The sequence below is a fragment of the Flavobacterium flevense genome, assembly GCF_900142775.1.
Taxonomy (GTDB): Bacteria; Bacteroidota; Bacteroidia; order Flavobacteriales; family Flavobacteriaceae; genus Flavobacterium; species Flavobacterium flevense.
Genome location: NZ_FRCC01000003.1, coordinates 369,743 through 390,976, shown reverse-complemented (window position 1 = coordinate 390,976; position 21,234 = coordinate 369,743). Strand labels below are relative to the sequence as shown.

Below are 21,234 nucleotides of genomic sequence, written 5' to 3'. Positions count from 1 at the left end.
GTTGCGGTTGACACCTTCGTCCTTCGTATAAATTCTCCCTAAATAACCGTTGCAAATTAAAAAACACAGCAATCTTGAACAGTAAATACAAGTTGAAACTAGTCTCTTGTTTTAATGTTATAGTAAATTTACAAAAAATCGAATTGATTTTTCTTGTATTGGGTAATTATTATTCGTTAAATTGTTAATTTGATAATTTATTTATTTCGGAAGTTAGATTTTATTGCAATAAACAAATTGTTGTACCAGATACTTTAAGCTGTTTAACTAATAAAATAAGTCCGCTTTTTGTTGTAATTTTACTTTTTTAAAAAATTACTTTGAGAACATCTTTTATACAAGACATAACGCAACTCGTTGATTTCAAAAAACAGCTTTTACTGTGGTCACAACAATTTAGAGAGGTGACTTTTATGGATAGTAATCAGTATGAGCAGGACTATTCTAATTATGATTGGATTCTGGCTGTTGATGCTTTTACAGCTGTAAAAACCGATTATTTTAATGCTTTTGAAGATTTAAAACAATATCAGCAAAGCAGCAGAGACTGGATTTTTGGTTATTTGTCTTATGATTTAAAAAATGATACTGAAAATTTAAGTTCCGCTAATTTTGATGGTTTGGAGTTTCCGGATTTGTTTTTCTTTCAGCCTAAAAAGCTTTTTCTGGCTAAAGGAAACCAAATCGAAATCAGGTATTTGCATTTTTGCGAAGATGAATTTGAAACCGATTGGGAAGAAATTAAATCTGTTGCAACTGATTTTGAAACCTTAAAGGTGGATATCAATATTCAACAACGAATTTCAGCGGAAGCCTATCGTGAAAAAGTATCTAAAATACTGGAACACATTCATCATGGTGATTTGTATGAAGCTAATTTTTGCATGGAATTCTATGCCGAAAAAGCACATATTGAACCTGTTGAAACTTTTTTAAAACTGAATGAAATTTCAAAGCCGCCATTCGCTGTTTTTTTTAAAAATCATAAACAGTTTTTATTGTCTGCATCACCGGAGCGTTATTTAAAAAAAGAAGGCGATTTGTTGATTTCTCAACCCATCAAAGGAACGGCTAAACGATTTTCAGATCTAATTGAAGATGAAAATTCGAAAAATAAATTAGCCACAGATGCTAAAGAACGTGCCGAAAATATCATGATAACCGATTTGGTTCGCAATGATTTATCACATACAGCACAAAAAGGGTCGGTGCAGGTAACAGAATTATGTGGAATCTATTCGTTTCTGCAAGTGCACCAGATGATATCAACGATTACTTCAAAACTGGATACGCAATATACTGCTGTTGATGCCTTAAAACATACTTTTCCGATGGGAAGTATGACGGGTGCGCCTAAAATTTCGGTAATGAAAATTATTGAAGAACTGGAAGAAACGAAAAGAGGTTTGTATAGTGGAGCAGTAGGTTATTTTACACCTGAGGGCGATTTTGACTTTAATGTTGTTATCCGGAGCATTCTGTATAATCAGGAGAATCAGTATTTGTCTTTTTCGGTAGGAAGTGCCATTACTTCACTTTCAGTTCCTGAAAAGGAATACGAAGAATGTTTGCTTAAAGCCAAAGCAATGTTTGAAGTTTTAAAATAATTTCTAAATTTTTAATTCATGCTTGAAAAACTCAAAATACATCTGAATCAAAATTTTCCTTTTTTGGAAAACAGTAAATTGTTGTTGGCGGTAAGTGGCGGAATTGATAGTATGGTTTTGGTTCATTTATTACATCAATTAAACTATTCTATTGACTTGTGTCACTGTAATTTCCAATTACGTGGAATAGAAAGTTTTGACGATCAGCATTTTATTCAGGAGTATGCTGACGCAAATGAAATTCCGCTTTTTTTAACTCAGTTTGATACTGAAGCATTTGCGAATGATTACAAACTTTCGACTCAAATTGCAGCCCGGGAATTGCGTTACAATTGGTTTTACGAATTGCTTGTAAACGAAAATTACGATTATATTCTTACCGCACATCATGCGGATGATAACATAGAAACCTTTTTGATTAACCTGAGTCGAGGAACAGGATTAGAAGGTTTAGTTGGAATTCCGGCTCAGAATAACAAAATAATTCGTCCGCTTTTACCTTTTACAAGAGTGGAAATTGAGCAATATGCTAAGGAGAATACTATTCAGTGGCGTGAAGACAGCAGTAACGCTTCCGATAAATATTTGCGTAATAAAATCAGACATCATTTAGTACCATTGTTAAAAGAACTGAATCCGCAGTTTATGGATTCTTTTCAAAAAACGCAGTCGTATTTAAAAGAATCGCAGGAATTAGTTGATGATGCCAGTATTATGGTGTATCAGCAAGTGGCAAAAGAAGATGAAGAAACGATTGTTTTCGATTTAAAACAATTACTAAGGCTGCCCAATTATAAATCCTATTTGTATCAATGGTTACATGAATTTGGGTTTACAGCCTGGGAGGATATTTATGGCTTGGTAGAAAGTCAATCAGGGAAACAGGTTTTTGCTCCCAATTATCGTTTGCTAAAAGACAGAGAGCAGTTAATTTTAAGTCCGATACTTTTAGAGAAAGAAGCCCAGGTTTATTATATAGAAAAAAATGTTAGAGAAGTTAATATTCCCTTAAATCTTGCTTTTTGCAAAGTAGACGACATTTCAGGAGCTTCAAATTCAGTTATATTTGTGGACGAAGACCAATTAGTTTATCCATTGGTTTTAAAAAAGTGGGAGGAAGGTGATTCTTTTCAGCCATTTGGGATGAATGGAAAGTCTAAAAAACTGAGCAAACTTTTTAAAGACGAAAAATTATCTTTATTAGAAAAAGAAAATTGCTGGGTTTTATGGTCCGGAAATCAAATTGTATGGGTGGTTGGCATCCGGCAGGATGAGCGATTCAGAACAGATAATTCCACACAAAATATATTAAAAATAGCATTGCAATAATGAAAAAACTATTACTTATTCTCACCGCTTTTTTGGTTTTTACCAATGTAAATTCTCAAATTCTGGATCCAGTTAAGTGGACTACTAAAATCGAACAAAAATCAGAAGGTGTTTTCTTGTTGACTTTTAGTGGTGTAATTGAAAAAGACTGGCATATGTATTCGCAGTTTACTCCTGATGGAGGACCGCTGGCAATGGAAGTTGTTTTTAAAAATCAAAAAGGAAACTTTAATTTAATTGGCAAAGCCAAAGAGAGTAAAACCAGAACGGCTTACAACGATATTTTTGAGGTAAACGAAACTTTTTTTGAAGGAAAAGCTCAAATTCAGCAAGAAATTAAATTGACTAATTCAAAGTTGAATAAGGTTGAAGTTGAACTTAATTATCAGGTGTGTAAAGAGGTGTGTATCAATCAGTCTAAGAAATTTTATTTTCAGATTCCTGCTGTTAAAACGGCAGTTGTTGCACCCGTAAAAAAGGACAGTATTGAAGTTATTCCTGTTACAAATGAAAAACGTGTTGATGCTATCAAAACAGATTCGGTTGTACCAAGTCTTGGTGAAAGTAATGTAGTGGAAGCTGTTGAAAAAACAACTTTAGCTGAAACTGTAGCAACACCTTCAAGAAGTATCTGGTCTATTTTCTTTATTGCTTTTTTATCCGGATTTGCAGCCTTACTGACTCCTTGTGTTTTTCCTATGATTCCTATGACAGTAAGTTTCTTTACCAAACAAAGTAAAACCCGTGCTAAAGGAATTAGAAATGCTGTTATTTATGGCGTCTCCATTATTGTAATTTATGTTTTGTTAGGAATAATTGTTACCGGGGTTTTTGGTGCCGATGCCTTGAATGCTTTGTCAACAAATGTTTGGTTTAATTTACTGTTTTTTGTTTTACTCCTTGTTTTTGCAGCTTCTTTTTTAGGAGCTTTCGAAATTATGTTACCCAATTCCTGGGCAAATAAAGTCGATAATCAGGCTGACAAAGGCGGTATTGTAGGCATTCTTTTTATGGCCTTGGCCTTAGCCATTGTTTCATTTTCATGCACAGGACCTATCGTAGGAACGTTGCTTGTTGAAGCAGCATCTAATGGTGGAATAGCTCCAATTGTGGGAATGTTTGGTTTTTCATTGGCCTTAGCCTTACCATTTATGTTGTTTGCTTTATTTCCGGGTTGGTTGAATTCCTTACCAAAATCCGGTGGCTGGTTAAATACCGTAAAAGTATTTTTAGGATTTTTAGAACTGGCCTTGGCTTTTAAATTTTTATCGAATGCTGATTTGGTTTTGCAATTACACATTTTAGAAAGAGAAGTCTTTTTAGCTATTTGGATTGCTATTTTTGGAACCTTAGCGTTGTATTTATTTGGAAAAATAACCTTGCCACACGACAGTCCGTTGACCCATATTTCCGTAGGAAGACTAGGAATGGGATTGCTGGTTTTGACTTTTACTGTTTATTTGATTCCGGGATTATGGGGAGCGCCTTTAAAGTTAATCAGTGCTTTTCCACCACCAATGCAATACAGCGAAAGCCCAATGGGATTAGGTGGTTCTGGCGGAGGCAATACTAAAACGGATTTACCGGATGGGGCCAAAATAGGTCCGCATGGGATAGTTGTTTTTGAAGATTATCAGTCCGGTTTGGCTTATGCCAGAAAAGTAAATAAACCCATCATGCTTGATTTTACAGGTTATGCTTGTGTGAATTGTAGAAAGATGGAAAACAATGTATGGTCCGACGCCAGCGTTTTACCTATTTTGAATAACGAAATTGTTCTAATTTCACTTTATGTGGATGACAAGAGAGAATTGCCAAAAGCACAGCAGTTTATTTCCCCAACAACAGGTTCAGAAATTGAAACAATAGGGGATAAGTGGACTGATTTTATGATTTCTAAATACAAAACCAATACACAGCCTTTGTATGTATTGACTGATTTAGAAGGAAACAGTTTAAATCCGGAAAAACCAACAATTAGTTATGTGGGTGTTAAGGAATATTACAACTGGCTGAAAGAGGGAATAGCGAAGTTTAAATAATCGTGTTCCGCAATCTATGCTCCGCAATCCCGAAGCTTTCGGGACTGACTTTGAGGATGTGACAAAAGGTCTCTGACCTTCATTGTTTTTGAACCGACTTTGAAGTTGTTATTTCCAAATTACTTTATTTTAGATCTATATTTTAGTCAGTCACAGACTGACGAACGCATCCTCAAAGTCAGTCCCGAAACTTTCGGGATTGCGGAGCGAATATTACAAGTTAAAGAAATCGTGCTCCGCAAAGTCTCCGACTTTGAGGATGTGACAAAAGGTCTCTGACCTTCATTGTTTTTTGAACCGACTTGAAGTTGTTATTTTCGGTTTCCAAGTGACTTTATTTTGGATCTATATTTTAGTCAATCACATACTGACGAACGCATCCTCAAAGTCAGTCCCGAAAGCGAATATTACAACTTAAAGAAATCGTGCTCCGTAAAGTCTCTGACTTTTAGGATGTGATAAAAGGTCTCGGACCTTCTTTACCAATTATAAATTGTACTTATCGATTGAGGTTTCAAAACATCTATTACCGGATTATCTACTTTTGTGATTGTTATAATTCCATTGTCATCAACATAATTAGAAGCACTGGAATAAGTATAATGAGAAGCTTTTGAAACAATTCCTGACCGAACAGGATTCAAATGAATATAATCTAATTTCGACCAAAAGAACTTTTCTGAGAAAATTTCTTCAGGATGATTTCCATACTGCCAAAATTGATATTTTTCATTTCGATTATGACTTTTACAAGCAAATTCGAAACGTTTTAGCATCCAGTCGGCTCTGCTTTCTGGTTCTGTTTCTATTTTATTCAAAATGGATTTTGCCGTAAACTTCTTGAAATCCCGAATCAAATCGGATAGTTTACCATTTTCTGATTGAATGATTAAATGAATGTGATTCGACATAATTACAAATCCGTACAAAATCATTCCTTTGTTTTTGACACAAAAGTCCAGACTTTCAATGATGCAATCTTTGTACGTTTTTCTGGAAAAAACATCAACCCAGTCCACAACTGTGGCGGTTATAAAATGAGCTTTAGATTGATCTCGAATTAGATATCCTTCTTTTTCTTTCATTTAGTTTTTTTTAAAGTTCAGTCAGAGACTGAAAATCACATCCTCAAAGTCAGTCCTGAAAGCTTCGGGATTGCGGAGCTTAGAAAATTTTTTTCAATAAAATGTATTGAGAGCGTTTCTTATTATAAATTCATGCTCCGCAAAGTCTCTGACTTTGAGGATGCGTATGTCAGTCTGTGACTGACATAAAATAAAATTACAGCGGTTAAAAACCGCAAATCACATCAGCAAAGTCGATCCCGAAGTTTTCGGGATTGCGGAGCGTAAAATCTATCCCAACCACCCATCTCTATCCAGACTTCTATACTGAATAGCTTCGGCAATATGATTCGAAATTACTTCTTCGGAAGCTTCTAAATCGGCTATGGTGCGGGCTACTTTCAAAATCCTGTCATAAGCCCGGGCGGAAAGATTCAAGCGTTCCATAGCGGTTTTTAGTAATGATTTGGATTCTTCATTTAAAACACAATATTCCCGAATATGCTTGGTATTCATTTGAGCATTGTAATGAATGTTGTTCATTTTTTCGAATCGCTCTGATTGAATTTCGCGCGCTGCCGTTACTCTTTTCCGAATGGTCATACTGCTTTCAGCTTTTTGATTATCAGATAGTTTTTCGAAAGGAACTGGCGTTACTTCAATATGAATATCAATTCGGTCTAGTAAAGGTCCCGAAATCTTACTCAGATAGCGTTGCATTTCATAAGGCGAAGCGGTTTGAGCAGCATTAGGATCATTAAAAAATCCGCTGGGACTAGGATTCATACTGGCAACAAGCATGAATGAGGAAGGATAAGTTACCGTAAATTTGGCTCTGGAAATCGTTACTTCCCGATCTTCAAGCGGCTGACGCATAACTTCAAGAACATCCCGTTTAAACTCCGGTAATTCATCCAGGAATAAAACGCCATTATGCGCCATCGAAATTTCGCCAGGCTGCGGATAACTGCCGCCGCCAACAAGGGCTACGTTAGAAATCGTGTGATGTGGAGATCTGAAAGGTCGTTGATTCATTAATCCCACTTCTTTTAATTTTCCCGCTACACTATGAATTTTAGTAGTTTCTAATGCTTCGTGTAAAGTCATTGGCGGAAGAATACTGGGTAAACGCTTTGCCAGCATGGTTTTTCCTGCTCCCGGAGGACCAATTAAAATAATATTATGTCCGCCGGCAGCAGCAATTTCCATACATCTTTTAATGCTTTCCTGACCTTTTACATCTGAAAAATCAAATTCAGGAAAATCCAAATCTTTGTAAAATTCGGCGCGGGTATCAATATGTGTGGGTTCTAAATTGCCGTTTCCTTCGAAGAAATCAATTATTTCCTGTACATTTTCAATCCCATACACATTTAAATCCTTGACAATAGCGGCTTCTTTTACATTTTGCTTTGGAAGAAAAAAACCTTTAAAACCTTCTTCTTTGGCTTTAATGGCGATAGGTAAAGCACCACGAATAGGCTGCAGACTTCCGTCTAAGGATAATTCGCCCATGATAATGTATTTGTCAATTTCGTCTCCCTTAATTTGTCCCGAAGCAACGAGAATGCCTAATGCGAGAGTTAAGTCGTATGCAGAACCTTCTTTGCGTAAATCGGCGGGAGCCATATTAATGGTTATTTTTTTGCCCGGCAACATATAACCATTGTTTTTTAAGGCTGCTGCAATGCGATAACTGCTTTCTTTGATTGCGTTATCAGGCAAACCCACTAAATGGTAGCCCACACCTTTGTCTATATTTACTTCAACGGTGATGGTAGTTGCTTCTACACCAAAAACGGCACTTCCAAATACTTTTACTAACATAAAAAGGTTTTATAAATTATTACATGAGCTTAAACTCTTTCTTGCAAAAATTAGAATTTCAATCCTATTTGGTTTTTTACTTCTTCAACGATTTGAATAAGCTCTAAACTGTTTTTATGTGACCACAAGGTACTTTGGGTAGCGTTATTTCGAATACATTCATGACACTCTTCAATTTCATAAATGTATCCCATTTCCTGGGTTGGGAATTCAAAAATAGTTTTGGTGTCCTCTTTTATCAGCGTATAAGATTCAGCCATGTGCCACATAGTATTCAGATTAATTCGGCCTTTAGTTCCGCTTATGGTAGCTTCCACATTAGAAGTGTGTGAAATACCCGAATATAATACCGCTTGTGCTTCTTTGTACTGTAACATCATCGTGGTTTGTGTATCTACTCCAGAGGAATGAAAAATGGATTTTGCATAAATACTTTCCGGAATTCCCAATAAGGTGTAAGCAAGAAATAGCGGGTAAACCCCAATATCCATTAAGGAACCGCCACCAGCTTTTAAATCATACATTCTGCTTCCTTCTTTTTCTTCGGCATAGAAAGCAAAATCAGCATTGATGTAGCGAATAGTGCCAATTTCCCCCTGTTTTATTTTGGTGAAAGCCGCTCTGAAAGAAGGATTGAATCTGGTCCAGAAAGCTTCCATGAAAAATTTATTGTATTTTACAGCAGCAGCAATCATTTTTTCGGCATCCTCATACCTTAATGCAATTGGTTTTTCGCACAATACATGCTTGTTTTTTTCTAATGCTTTTAGGGTTAATTCCGCATGAGAATCATGAGGAGTAGCGATATAAAGAATATCAATAGTGTCATCATTTAAAATAGCTTCGTAAGAATCATAAGCTTTTGGGCATTGGTAGGTTTTTGCAAAAGCCTCCGCATTATCTTTGCTTCTGGAAGCTACTGCTACGAGTTGGGCTCCTGGTACTAATTGTAATTCTTTTGCAAACAGATGTGCAATATTTCCAAGTCCTATGATTCCCCAGTTAATAATGTTTTTTTCTTTCATTCTTTTTTAAAATTAAAATGTATTCCTGCTTTCAGAATTATGCTTATTGAACAGGATTTTTTTTGTAGTCTAATTTTTTAAAAATAGTGAATTTTAAAATACAAAAGACAGAATATTAGGAAGTTTTAAATAAAAAATAAATAGTTTTATTAGCGATTTTAAGGGATAATAATGATTTCTTAACCAAGCCAGAATTGAAGAAATGCTGTTTTTGAGGATATTTTTCTTATATTTGCATTCGTTAATTGATTTTTAAACGGCAAAAACTGATTTTTCTATCGTTTTTTTTAGCCTTTCTAATGTTTCATATTCATGAAATAATTTTAAAAATCACCTTTTGTAGCATGCTACATCTTTGCCTTTTGGAAAAATTCCTTGTACAGGCTATTTAATAATCTTGAAAATTAAAAAAATGCACATAATTGATTATGTAATCTTTTTTGTTTATATGCTGGCTATGCTGGGAGTAGGAGTTTATTTCTTTAATAAAAACAAAACAGCCGAAGATTTTTATGTAAGTGGTCGAACAATGAGCAGCTGGCATATTGGATTATCAGTAGTTGCCACTGATGTAGGTGGCGGATTTTCGATAGGACTGGGAGGATTGGGATTTACAATGGGATTATCGGGTTCCTGGATGCTTTTTACAGGTGTTTTGGGAGCATGGTTGAGTGCTGTGTTTTTAATTCCCACCATCAGCAGGCTGGGACATCAGCATAAGTTTTTTACTTTTCCTCAAATTTTCAGTCATTTCTATAATGGAAAAGTAGCCTTTTTAGCGGGAATCATTTCTGCCATTGGTTATGTTGGTTTTACCAGTTCGCAGGTTTTGGCTGGAGCCAAATTAGCTTCGGCGACAATTCCGGAATTAGATATTCAGACGGCATTGATTGTCATGGGAGTTATTGCAGTCGCCTATACTTCAATAGGCGGTTTAAAAGCAGTTATTTATACGGATACTGTCCAGTGGCTAATTCTTATCGGTGGACTGGTTTTTATCGGAATACCGGTAGCGTATAATGCGGTAGGCGGTTATGATGCTATCAAAAGTACTCTGGCTCCGGAATATTTATCCATGTCAAATGTTTCTGTTTATCAAATTATTAACTGGTCGGTTACTATTATTCCTATCTGGTTTGTGGGGATGACTTTATACCAGCGAATTTATGCCAGTAAAGGAGAAAAAGAAGCTAAAAAAGCCTGGCTGATAGCCGGTGTTTTTGAATGGCCCATAATGGCTTTTATGGGTGTTATATTGGGGATGCTTGCTAAAGTGGCTGCTACTCAGGGAATGTTTGAGGGAATTACGGATGCAGCTACAATGGATAGTGAAATGGGATTACCTGTTTTATTAGCAACTATTTTACCCGTTGGTTTAATGGGATTGATGTTGTCTTCTTATTTTTCGGCAATACTTTCTACTGCCGATAGTTGCCTGATGGCAGCCTCGGGAAATATTGTAACGGATATCGTTGCTAAATTTTCTAAAAAAGAACTCACTCATAAAAAAGAGTTACAGCTTTCGCAAATTGTAACCTTGCTCGTGGGATTATTTGCTATTCTATTGGCTTCCCAAATGCAAAACGTATTAGAATTGATGCTTTATTCGTATGCTTTTATGGTTTCGGGCTTGTTTATTCCGGTTTTAGGCGCTTTATTTTGGAAAAAAAGCCATCCAGTAGCTGCCTTCTGGAGTATGCTGTTAGGTGGTGCCGTTACCATTTTGCTGATAATTACAAAAAATGAATTGCCTTTAGGAATACAGCTTTCTAAAAATCTCGATGCTAATATTTACGGAATAAGTATCTCACTTATTTTATTTATTCTCTTATCAATTTATCATAATAATAAACAATTACAACATGGACTTCAAAATAATTAATCACATATCAGGGGAAGATAAAACGTATTCTAATAAGGCTATTGCTGAGTTCCTTTACACACATCTGGAACAATATGGCGACAAAACCGAAGATATTTTAAAGTGTATTGCTTATGTCATGAATCCTGACAAAGGAGGAAATATTATACTAGGGATTGATGAAAACCGGATTGTAGGTGTGGTCATTTTAAACAATACGGGTATGAAAGGATTTATTCCGGAGAATATCCTGGTTTATATAGCAGTCGATAACAGTGAGCGTGGTAAAGGTTACGGAAAAAGTTTGATGCAAAAAGCAATTTCTATTGCCGAAGGCGATATCGCACTCCACGTTGAACCGGATAATCCTGCCAGAAAACTGTATGAAAAATTAGGCTTTACTAATAAATATTTAGAAATGCGTCTCATTAAATAACATACAAATGGAATCTTTCAATCCGTATTTAGACACCGTAATTGCATTGCGTAAAGAATTGCATCAGCATCCTGAAGTTTCCGGAAAGGAAGTTGCAACTGCAAAACGGATTGTTTCTTTTTTAAAACAATTTCCACCGGATGAAATGATTACTGCTATTGGAGGAACAGGAATTGTAGCTGTTTACAACGGCGAAAAATCAGGAAAAACAGTATTGTTTCGCTGTGAACTGGACGCATTACCTATTGATGAAGTAAACGATTTTGAATACCGTTCTGTTCATAAAGGAGTTTCTCATAAATGCGGTCACGATGGTCATATGGCTATTTTATGTGGTTTAGCTATTAAATTCCATCTAAAAAGACCGGATACAGGAACAGTAGTTTTATTGTTTCAACCCGCAGAAGAGGACGGAAGCGGGGCACAAAAAATACTTTCAGATTCTAAATTCAAAAACGTTAAGCCTGATTATGTTTTTGCTTTACACAATTTACCGGGTTATTCTAAGAATCTAATTGTGGTAAAAAACAATACTTTTAGCTGTGCTGTGAGTAGTATTATTATAAAATTAAAAGGAATTACGGCTCACGCGGGAGAACCCGAAAAAGGAATCAATCCGGCACTGGCAATTGCAGCGATACTTTCAGCGTTTAATAACTATATTCAGCCGGATATCACTCAAAAAAAGTATCGGATTATTACTCCTGTTTATATCCAAATGGGTGAAAAAGCCTACGGCGTGTCAGCAGGAGCAGGGGAGATTCATTTTACAGTAAGAAGTGACAGTAGTGCAGCAATGAAAGAAACGACTCGATATGTAGAAGAAACAGCAGCAAAAATTGCCGATTCCTATCAACTGGAGATTGCTATGAAGTGGATTCAGACTTTCGAAGCTAATGAAAATGAAATTAGCGCAGTTGATTTGGTCAGAAAAGCAGCTCATGCAAATGATTTTGAACTGTTAGAGAAAGCAACACCGTTTAGCTGGGGAGAGGATTTTGGGCTTTTTACACAAAAATACAAAGGTGCTATGTTTGGGATTGGTATCGGTAAAGAAATGCCTGCTCTTCATAATCCCGATTATGATTTTGAAGATGAGATTTTGCAAACAGGGATAAGTATTTTTCATCATATAAGTAAACAAATTACAGATGCAAACGAATTCAATTATAGAACTTAGCCGTTCGGCATATCAAAATAACATAGATTTTTTAAAACAACTATTTGGAAAAAAGCGAATTCTTTCTTCTGTTGTTAAAGGAAATGCTTATGGCCATGGAATATCCGAATTTGTTGCAATGGCATACGGATGTGGTATTAATCATTTTTCAGTTTTTGATGCCGATGAAGCAAGACAGGTTCATGCTGTTTTATCTGATAAAGTAACTATTTTAATCATGGGATTCCTCAGTGAAGAAGATTTGCCGTGGATTATTGAAAATGATATTGAGTTTTTTGTTTTTGATAAAAAAAGACTTGTCAGCGCTTCCAGAATAGCTAAAAAAATTCATAAAAAAGCAATTGTACATATCGAAATTGAAACCGGAATGAACCGAACCGGTTTTGAAAAATCAGAATTAAAAGAAATAATTACAATTTTAAAAAAAGATGCTGATAGTCTTATTTTTAAAGGACTTTGTACGCATTATGCCGGTGCTGAAAGTATTGCTAACTATTACAGAGTAGAAAAACAAATTAAATATTTTGAAGAAATTCATCAGTATTTAATTAAAAATGAATTAAAGCCAGAAATAGTGCATTCTGCCTGTTCAGCAGCAGCAATCATGTTTCCGGCAACAAGAATGAATTTGGTAAGGGTAGGAATCATGCAATATGGATTGTGGCCAAGTCAGGAAGTATTTGTGGCTTATATAAATTCGAAAAAAATAAAACAGGATCCTTTACGTCGCATTATTACCTGGAAAAGTACGGTAATGAGTCTTAAAAAAGTAAAGTCAGGTGATTTTATAGGTTATGGAACCAGTTTTATGGCCAAAAAAAACATGAAAATTGCCGTGATTCCTATTGGTTATGCCCACGGATACAGCAGGTCACTCAGTAATCACGGACGCATACTTATACAAGGGCAGCGGTGTATGGTGGTAGGTCTGGTCACCATGAATATGGTAGCGGTAGATGTAACAGATATTAATAGTGTTAAAAAAGAAGAAGAAGTAGTTTTGATAGGCAATCAAAATGATTTGGCTATAACAATAGCTTCTTTTTGTGATTATAGTAACCAACTCAATTATGAATTATTAACCCGAATCTCTAAAACGATTCCACGAAAAATTACGGACTGATGGCATTTGTACAATTATACAGAAAAAAATTAGAAGAAAATTATCAATTCCTGGATACTATTTTTAAATCAAGAGCAATCTATTGGGGAGTAGTGTCTAAAATGTTATGTGGTAATAAAATTTATTTAAAAGAAATTATTGCCTTAGGAGTCAAAGAAATTCATGATTCCAGGGTTAGTAATTTAAGGAAAATTAAATCATTAAATCCTGAAATTCAGACAGTTTATATTAAGCCGCCGGCTAAAAGAAGTATCGAAAGCATTGTTCGTTATGCTGATGTGAGTTTTAATACGGAGTATTATACCATTCAAATGCTCTCTGAAGAAGCCATCAGGCAGAATAAAACACATAAAATCATTATTATGATTGAGATGGGGGATTTGCGTGAAGGCGTTATGGGTGAAGAACTGGTCGAATTTTATGGTGCTGTTTTAAGTTTGCCCAATATTGAAATTCGCGGAATAGGAACTAACCTGAATTGTTTAAGCGGAGTGATGCCTACTCAGGACAAATTAATTCAGTTGAGTTTATACAAACAGCTTATTGAAGCTAAATTTAATATTGAAATACCCTGGGTTTCAGGAGGAACTTCAGTTGCTGTTCCGTTGATTCTAAAAAATGCAAGACCTATGGCGGTGAATCATTTTAGAATAGGCGAAGCTTTGTTTTTTGGAAAAGACCTCTTTACCGGTGAAACTATCGAAGGAATGCATAATGATGTTTTTAAGTTATTTGCAGAAATTATAGAAATTACCGAAAAACCGGATACTCCCACGGGTGAATTAGGAGAAAATGTAGCAGGAAACACCTATTCGATGGAACAAACAGAAGATTTTAGCAGTACTTCGCTGAGAGCTATTCTGGATGTAGGCTTGCTGGACATGCAACCCCAGTATCTTATCCCTGAAGATGATGAAATAACTATTATTGATGCCAGTTCAGATATGCTGGTAATTGACATAACCCATTCGAAGAAAAATTATCAAATAGGGGAGCTTGTTTCCTTTAATTTGAAATATATGGGGGCTCTTTATTTGTTAAATTCTGATTACATTGATAAAACCATTGAGTAAAAGATAATTCTGTGAGTTTTTATTGTAAAATTAGAAAAAGGAACTTGTTTTTGCTACGGTGAAATAAAGTGTGATTTTAACAAATCGTTATTTTTTATATATTTTATAGCTTGTACCCTTAAAATTTAAGGGGGTAAATTAAATTAATAATAAAAATTAAAATATTTTGGGCTAATTTTAACAGGGGTAGTTAATCATTTTATATTTTTGGCAAAAATTTAAACCAAAAAAAAATGATGAGAAAAATCAGTTTAAGTGTCATAATGATTGCGTTGTTAGTCATTACACTATTTTCAACTTTTATTTTAACGCCAAATTCGGTTCCTTCTGAGGCAGCTACTTTTGACACAGGAGATACGGCCTGGATGATTGTCGCTACGGCATTAGTATTAATAATGACTCCCGGATTAGGTTTCTTTTACGGAGGTATGGTAGGTAAAAAGAATGTTATCAGTACGATGTTACAAAGTTTTGTAGCTATGATTATTGTAACAATACTATGGGTTGTTATTGGTTTTAGTTTGTCTTTTGGTACTTCTTATAACGGAATTATCGGTGACCCGACTGAATTTTTCATGTTTCAGAATGTAAATATTAATACAGCCTGGGGAACCATTCCTTTTATGCTTTTTGCTTTATTTCAGGCTAAATTTGCTATTATAACTCCGGCTTTAATTACTGGAGCCTTTGCCGAAAGAGTACGTTTCTGGGCATACATTTTATTCATGGTTTTATTTATTTTATTTATCTATACTCCATTGTGTCACATGACCTGGCATTCAGACGGATATTTCTTTAAAATGGGAGTATTAGATTTTGCAGGAGGTACAGTAGTACACATGAGTGCAGGATGGGCTGCTCTTGCCGGAGCGATGTTTTTAGGAAAAAGAAAAGTACAAAAAGTAAATCCGGCACGTATAACTTATGTTTTATTAGGGACTGCTTTATTGTGGTTTGGATGGTTTGGTTTCAATGCAGGTTCAGCATTAGCATCTAATGGTTTAGCTGTTCAGGCTTTAGGTACAACAACTGTTGCTGCTGCAGCTGCTGGTATGGCATGGGTATTTATGGATAAAATTTTAGGTCATAAATTATCAGCTATGGGAGCTTGTATTGGTACTGTTGTAGGTTTAGTTGCTATTACTCCTGCTGCTGGTTTTGTAAGTATTCCTCACGCAATCTTTATTGGATTATTTAGTAGTGTGGTAAGTAACTTTATGGTAAGCAAATTTCCAAAAGGAAAAATTGATGATGCTTTGGATGTATTTGCCTGTCACGGTGTAGGTGGAATGGTGGGAATGTTGCTAACAGGAGTTTTTGCTTCAAAAGCTATCAATCCAGCTGTTGCTGATCAAGGACTTATTTTTGGTGAATCTACTTTGTTTATTAACCAGTTAACAGCTTTAGTAATGGTATCTGTATTTGCATTTGTAGGTTCTTATTTCTTATTCTTTATTGTAAATAAAATAACTCCTTTAAGAGTAAGTGAAGACAAAGAAGAGTTAGGTTTAGATATTTCTCAACACGGAGAATATTTGTAAAAAAATACAATTTCTATATAAAAAAAAACAGCTTAAATGGAATTCCAGTTAAGCTGTTTTTTTTTGATATTAAAGCGAAGTTTATTTAATAAAGCCCCAATTCTTCAAAGGTATTTCCTTGTTTGATGTCTCCTGATTTATAACCTTTCATAAACCAGTATTTACGTTGTTCTGAAGTTCCGTGAGTAAAAGATTCCGGAACAATACGGCCTTGCATTTTAGCCTGAATGGCGTCATCACCTACGGCGTGAGCAGCACTCAAAGCTTCGTCAAGATCACCATCTTCAAGAATATTGTTCATCTGCTGGTTGTAATGCGTCCATACTCCTGCATAAAAATCAGCCTGTAATTCTAATGCTACTGATAATTTATTAGCTTCAGCTTTACTTTTACCTTGTTGCATTTGTCTCATTTTTGCAGATGTCCCTAACAGAGTTTGCACATGATGACCTATCTCATGAGCAATTACATAAGCGGTAGCAAAATCGCCTCCCTGAGCACCAAATTTTGTTTTCAGTTCTTCAAAGAAAGTCAAATCCATATATACTTTTTGGTCAGCAGGACAATAAAAAGGACCTGAATCAGAAGAAGCATTTCCACAATCGGTTTGGACAGCTCCGCTAAAAAGCACTACATTCGGTTTTTTGTATTGCAGATTGTTTTCTTGAAAAATTCTTGACCATACATCTTCATTGTCAGCAAGAATGGTTTTTACAAATGCCTGTTCTTCTAATTCAGCTGCTGTTAGATCCCGTTGTTCGGTAGCAGGTTGATTCTGTCCCTGATTTAACTGCTCTAATACAGGAGTAATCATTTGGGCATTTTCCCCTCCAAAAACGTTTACTAACAAAATGATGATCCCTAAAATCCCACCACCCATAATCGTTTTACCTCCTGAGGACATTCCCCTGCGATCTTCAACATTGCTACTTTGTCTTCTGCCTTTCCATTTCATAAAAATTAATTTTAGTTAGTAATCATCCATTTAGTCAGGGTTTTTTCAATAATTCCTTTTATAATTGGTTTCGAAATATAGTCATTCATTTCCATTTCTAAACACTTGTTTTTTTCTTCTTTTTCTGTTCCGGCGGTAATTGCAATAATAGGAATATTTTTTCCTGATGGTAATTTCCGGATGGCTTCTGTGGCTTCATAACCATTCATTACCGGCATTTGAATATCCATAAAGATAATGTTGGGAGCAATATTTTCAAATTGGTTAACTGCTTCAAATCCGTTGGATGCTTCAAAAATTGCGGCTTTTGGGAGTGTGTTTTTTATTATCGTTTTCAGTAGAAGCATATTTATTTTATTGTCTTCGACAAGTAAAATTTTAATCTTTTCTAAATCAGGATTGCTTTCAAATAGTTTGATGCTTTCTGTATCTACAGAAGGTTTGGTAGTTACTACATTTGGTAACAGTTGGTTGGTGGTTTTAAGATCAATATCAAAATAAAAACAACTTCCTTTTCCAGCTTCACTTTTTAGTTTCAAACGACTCTCCATTAAGTTAAGGAGTTTATTCGAAATTGTTAATCCCAAACCTGTTCCACCAAACTTTTTTGTAGTTGAACTATCTTCTTGTGAAAAAGCTTTGAATATTTTTTTCTGATTTTGCTCTAGAATTCCCATTCCGGTATCTATTACTGAAAAACGAATTTTAGTCTCAGAAGTACTGATGATATCTTTCACTTCAATATTCAGTTTTACACTTCCTTTTTCGGTAAATTTTACAGCATTCGATAATAAGTTAATTAAAACCTGTTTGATTCTCACAATATCAATCCAGAAATAGGAGGGAACCTGTTCGTCTATGTTTAATTCTAATTGTAAGTTTTTTTGATTGGCTTCAAAATGAATCAAATCAATAACTTGTTCCATCAGTTCTTTTATGGGCTGTTTTTCAATATGTAATTCTAATTTTCCGGCTTCTATTTTCGAAAAATCTAAAATATCATTTACAATTTCGAGTAGTGTATGTGCCGATTGATTCACTGTAATCATGTGTTTCTCCTGAATGTGATCCAGTTTTGTTTTCATTAACAAATCAGTAAAACCAATAATTCCGTTTAGAGGAGTACGGATTTCATGACTCATATTAGCTAAGAATTCTGATTTTGCTTTGTTGGCAGTTTCAGCGTATTCTTTTGCTTTAATGGCTTTTTCGGCGTCTTTACGCTTGCTAATGTCCAACATAATTCCTTCGATGTATTTGATTTCACCATTTTTTACAACAGTATCAACAAATTCATCAATCCAGACAATATTTCCTTCCTTATTGACAATGCGGTAGGTGATATGAAAAGCTTCCAGTTTAGATAACTTAGCGCTGGATTTTAGCAGTGTTTTTTCTAAATCTTCGGGATGAATTAAATCTTTAAATCGGATCTTTTTCTTTAAGAAATCTTCTTTTGGATAACCAGTCAGTTTTTCAATCTCATCATTCAGATAAATTTTAGTGAAATCCTCATCATTTTCAGAGAGATAAACTGTTCCCGGAATATTATTGGCTAATAATCTAAATTTTTCTTCACTTTCATTAATAGCTATTTCGTTTTCTATTCGCTCGATTGAGGATCCAATATTCATGGCCAGCGTCTGCAAAATCTGGATTTCATCTTCGGCCCATATTCGGTCTTCATTTAAATCATTTAATCCCAGAAAACCATAAAATTTATTTTTTACAAATACCGGAAAAAGGATTAGTGAAACGGCTTTTAAAGCTTGTAATTTTTCCTTTAAAGAGGAATCTTTTATTTTTGAAACGATGCCTGTATAAGCCTTATTTTCTATAGTTTCAGGATTAAAATCCCCAAAAAACGAATAAGGTAAATTTTGATAGATGGGATTCGTTTCAGATAAACTTTCATTAGGGGTTGTCCAATGGTATTTCTGACTAATGGTTTGGTTTACAGGGTTGTTTAGATAGAAAAAACTACGATACGATTTTGTCGATTTTCCAATAATAACTAACAGATCAGTAAAAATGGCATCTATACTTTTTACATTTAAAAACCGTTCCGTACATAAATTCATCGCCGAAAGTAAATCACTTTTATAAGTCAGTTTTTGTTCTACTTCCAGTCTTCTTTTAGATTCAAAAGCTATGGTGATACTATCAGCTATTGATCGGGCAAAATTAATATCTTCATTATCCCATTGTTTGGTACTTTCGGTAGTTTCAATACACAGGATACCTATTAATTCTCCATTTATAAAAACAGGAGTGTCTATCATAGAAAAAATATTGTATTTTTTCAGATACGTTGGTTGTAATTCTTTAGTAAAAGGGTTCTTTTTAACATCAGAAGCAACTAAAGGTGTTTTACTTTCAATAGATTTAAAATAATTAGGATATAGTTCTTTAGTTAACACCTCTCCATCTGAAAATTCATCTGTTTTTAAATTATATAATTGCAAACAGCTTATTTTATCTTCCTGATACAGCCAGTAGCTTACTCGGTTAGCTTTGATTGTTTTGGTGGTATTCTCCAGTATTAATTTTAATTTTGTCTCCAGTGTTTCATGAATCGAATAACTTTTAGCAGTAAATTGTTTTAGATTTTCGTTGTATTTTTTATTTTTTTCTTCTCTTTTTTGTTTTTCAATTTCGATATTTTTGAAAAAAGTAATATCCCGCCCAATACTGGAGTAGCCTTTTATTTTATCCGAATCGTTGCGACTAATCATTACTTTTTGTGCCACCCATACAATTTCGCCATTTTTTTTCAAAAACGGAATTTCATGTATTGGAAATTCAGAGTCATTTTCTTCTCCGTTATTATAAAAGACACTGAGTCTTTTTATAAAATCTTTACGAATAAAGTGAGAATAATGCTGATTTAAAATTTCTTCTTCTTTATATTCTAAGGTTTTTAAGGTATAATTATTGGCAAAAATAATTTTACCTTCCAGATCAATTTCATAAATAAAATCCTGAGCATTCTGGACTAGATTTTTATATTGATTCTGAATATGAATTTCAGTAGTAATATCCTGCCCAATCCCAATAATTAAATCATCTGAGAATTGTTTGTTTTTCCATTGGATGAATTTAAATTCTCCATTTTTACTTTTTAGTTTTCGAACAAATATTTTGTCGTTAATCTGACTTTCAAAAGATTCGTTAGCGGTTTTCTCCGGACTTTCGGTTAGATCATAATAACCATAACCCAAAATCTCTTCCATTTTATAGCCCAGAATTTCTTCGACATTTTCACTGCAAAAAACAATTTTGTTTTGCCTGTTTTTTGCCATAATCAAGGAGTTTCCCTTGTTGATAATCTGGTTGTTAAATTGAAATTTATCATTAATATCTTCAATAGAAATATGTCTGATATAATTGATAAAAACTACTATCAGTGTATAATTAAAAACAACCGTGATATTGTTTAATGGCGCAAGTTTTAATAATGAAATACTAATAAGATAGCTTAAAGAAAATAATATAAATAACCAGTACAGCTTTAATGGTTTTATAATATTATAGGAAAAATAGATGAACAAAAGAAAACTTAAAAAAGGAATATTATCAGATGATGAATAGACTAAATTTTTACAAACATTTAAAAAAGCCAGTAAAAAAATGACCCTGAATATCTTTTTTATGTTTCTAAAAACAAAATCTGATTTAGAACTTAAATAAGCAATTCCTATTAAAATAAAAGAAATCGTCAGGTTAGTAACCAACATGCTTTTGGGTCTTATTTTAAAAAATTCAAAAGTTAGTTCTAAAATTAAAACAATGAGACCCAGAAAAAGAAAATGAAGCTGAAATTCTTTGTTTTCAGAATTTTGAGGAGTAAAATTCTTCATGAATTTATTCCCTAACGCATATTTGATTCTGTGAAATTTATAAATCAGTAAAAAGATGATAAAAAAGACAAACGGAACCACTGTACGATACAGGTTTTTATCAATAGGGAGCTGGTCCATTATGTCAAACATGTTCATTGCGGACAAATTGTGTATCACACCTAAGCTACTATTTTCGATGATTACTGTTAATACAGAGCTAGTAAATGGTGTCATATTTTTCAATAATTAAAAAAGCGTAATCTTATACGAACTACAAAATGATTTTTTGCTAAAATTAACAATATTAAAAATATAAAGTAATTCTTTTA

At 34.2% G+C, this 21,234-nt stretch carries 14 protein-coding genes; 9 read left to right on the top strand and 5 right to left on the bottom strand.

From position 1 onward, the window contains the following. The first annotated feature begins 320 nt into the window (after window positions 1-320). The 3 genes from BUB89_RS07725 to BUB89_RS07715 are packed head-to-tail and all read left to right on the top strand — an operon-like array spanning window position 321 to window position 4,978. Window positions 321-1,607 carry an anthranilate synthase component I family protein gene (locus tag BUB89_RS07725; protein WP_073243674.1) on the top strand — a complete coding sequence of 429 codons (1,287 nt, stop codon included), beginning with the start codon at window positions 321-323 and terminating at the stop codon, window positions 1,605-1,607. An 18-nt stretch (window positions 1,608-1,625) separates the two neighbouring features. Then, window positions 1,626-2,936 (top strand): tRNA lysidine(34) synthetase TilS, encoded by a 1,311-nt coding sequence (gene tilS / locus BUB89_RS07720; RefSeq protein ID WP_073243672.1) that lies wholly within the window; start codon window positions 1,626-1,628, stop codon window positions 2,934-2,936. Then, window positions 2,936-4,978, top strand: a complete 2,043-nt coding sequence (locus tag BUB89_RS07715; protein ID WP_073243670.1) for a protein-disulfide reductase DsbD family protein — start codon at window positions 2,936-2,938, stop codon at window positions 4,976-4,978. The genes tilS and BUB89_RS07715 overlap by 1 nt, the downstream gene beginning before the upstream one ends. A 479-nt stretch (window positions 4,979-5,457) precedes the next feature. On the opposite strand, the gene BUB89_RS07710 is transcribed toward BUB89_RS07715, so the two are convergent. The 3 genes from BUB89_RS07710 to BUB89_RS07700 form a co-directional block, all read right to left on the bottom strand. Then, window positions 5,458-6,063 carry an REP-associated tyrosine transposase gene (locus BUB89_RS07710; RefSeq protein WP_073243668.1) on the bottom strand — a complete coding sequence of 202 codons (606 nt, stop codon included), beginning with the start codon at window positions 6,061-6,063 and terminating at the stop codon, window positions 5,458-5,460. Between the two features lie 270 nt (window positions 6,064-6,333). Continuing rightward, window positions 6,334-7,869: a YifB family Mg chelatase-like AAA ATPase gene (locus tag BUB89_RS07705; RefSeq protein WP_073243666.1), complete on the bottom strand. Its 1,536-nt coding sequence runs from the start codon at window positions 7,867-7,869 to the stop codon at window positions 6,334-6,336. A 50-nt stretch (window positions 7,870-7,919) separates the two neighbouring features. Beyond that, window positions 7,920-8,894, bottom strand: a complete 975-nt coding sequence (locus BUB89_RS07700) for a Gfo/Idh/MocA family protein (RefSeq protein WP_073243664.1) — start codon at window positions 8,892-8,894, stop codon at window positions 7,920-7,922. Between the two features lie 412 nt (window positions 8,895-9,306). Between BUB89_RS07700 and BUB89_RS07695 the strand changes: the two genes are divergently transcribed. The 6 genes from BUB89_RS07695 (at window position 9,307) to BUB89_RS07670 (ending at window position 16,108) form a co-directional block, all read left to right on the top strand. Beyond that, window positions 9,307-10,776: a sodium:solute symporter family protein gene (locus BUB89_RS07695; RefSeq protein WP_073243834.1), complete on the top strand. Its 1,470-nt coding sequence runs from the start codon at window positions 9,307-9,309 to the stop codon at window positions 10,774-10,776. Further along, window positions 10,757-11,191, top strand: coding sequence for a GNAT family N-acetyltransferase (locus BUB89_RS07690; RefSeq protein WP_073243662.1), 435 nt, complete (start codon window positions 10,757-10,759; stop codon window positions 11,189-11,191). Before BUB89_RS07695 ends, BUB89_RS07690 begins: the two co-directional genes overlap by 20 nt. Before the next feature lie 7 nt (window positions 11,192-11,198). Beyond that, window positions 11,199-12,371 (top strand): amidohydrolase, encoded by a 1,173-nt coding sequence (locus BUB89_RS07685; RefSeq protein ID WP_073243660.1) that lies wholly within the window; start codon window positions 11,199-11,201, stop codon window positions 12,369-12,371. Next, window positions 12,343-13,494: an alanine racemase gene (gene alr / locus BUB89_RS07680; protein WP_073243658.1), complete on the top strand. Its 1,152-nt coding sequence runs from the start codon at window positions 12,343-12,345 to the stop codon at window positions 13,492-13,494. Before BUB89_RS07685 ends, alr begins: the two co-directional genes overlap by 29 nt. Then, window positions 13,494-14,567 (top strand): alanine/ornithine racemase family PLP-dependent enzyme, encoded by a 1,074-nt coding sequence (locus BUB89_RS07675; protein WP_073243656.1) that lies wholly within the window; start codon window positions 13,494-13,496, stop codon window positions 14,565-14,567. The genes alr and BUB89_RS07675 overlap by 1 nt, the downstream gene beginning before the upstream one ends. Before the next feature lie 236 nt (window positions 14,568-14,803). Then, window positions 14,804-16,108, top strand: a complete 1,305-nt coding sequence (locus tag BUB89_RS07670; RefSeq protein WP_073243654.1) for an ammonium transporter — start codon at window positions 14,804-14,806, stop codon at window positions 16,106-16,108. Window positions 16,109-16,193: 85 nt separating this feature from the next. Here the strand turns inward: BUB89_RS07670 and ypfJ are convergent, their stop codons facing one another. Then, complete coding sequence (ypfJ, locus tag BUB89_RS07665; protein ID WP_073243652.1) at window positions 16,194-17,063, bottom strand: KPN_02809 family neutral zinc metallopeptidase; 870 nt, start codon at window positions 17,061-17,063, stop codon at window positions 16,194-16,196. 11 nt (window positions 17,064-17,074) lie between these two features. Beyond that, entirely contained in the window at window positions 17,075-21,061 is a 3,987-nt protein-coding gene (locus BUB89_RS07660) for a PAS domain S-box protein (RefSeq protein ID WP_159434570.1), read from the bottom strand. Between the last annotated feature and the right edge of the window lie 173 nt (window positions 21,062-21,234).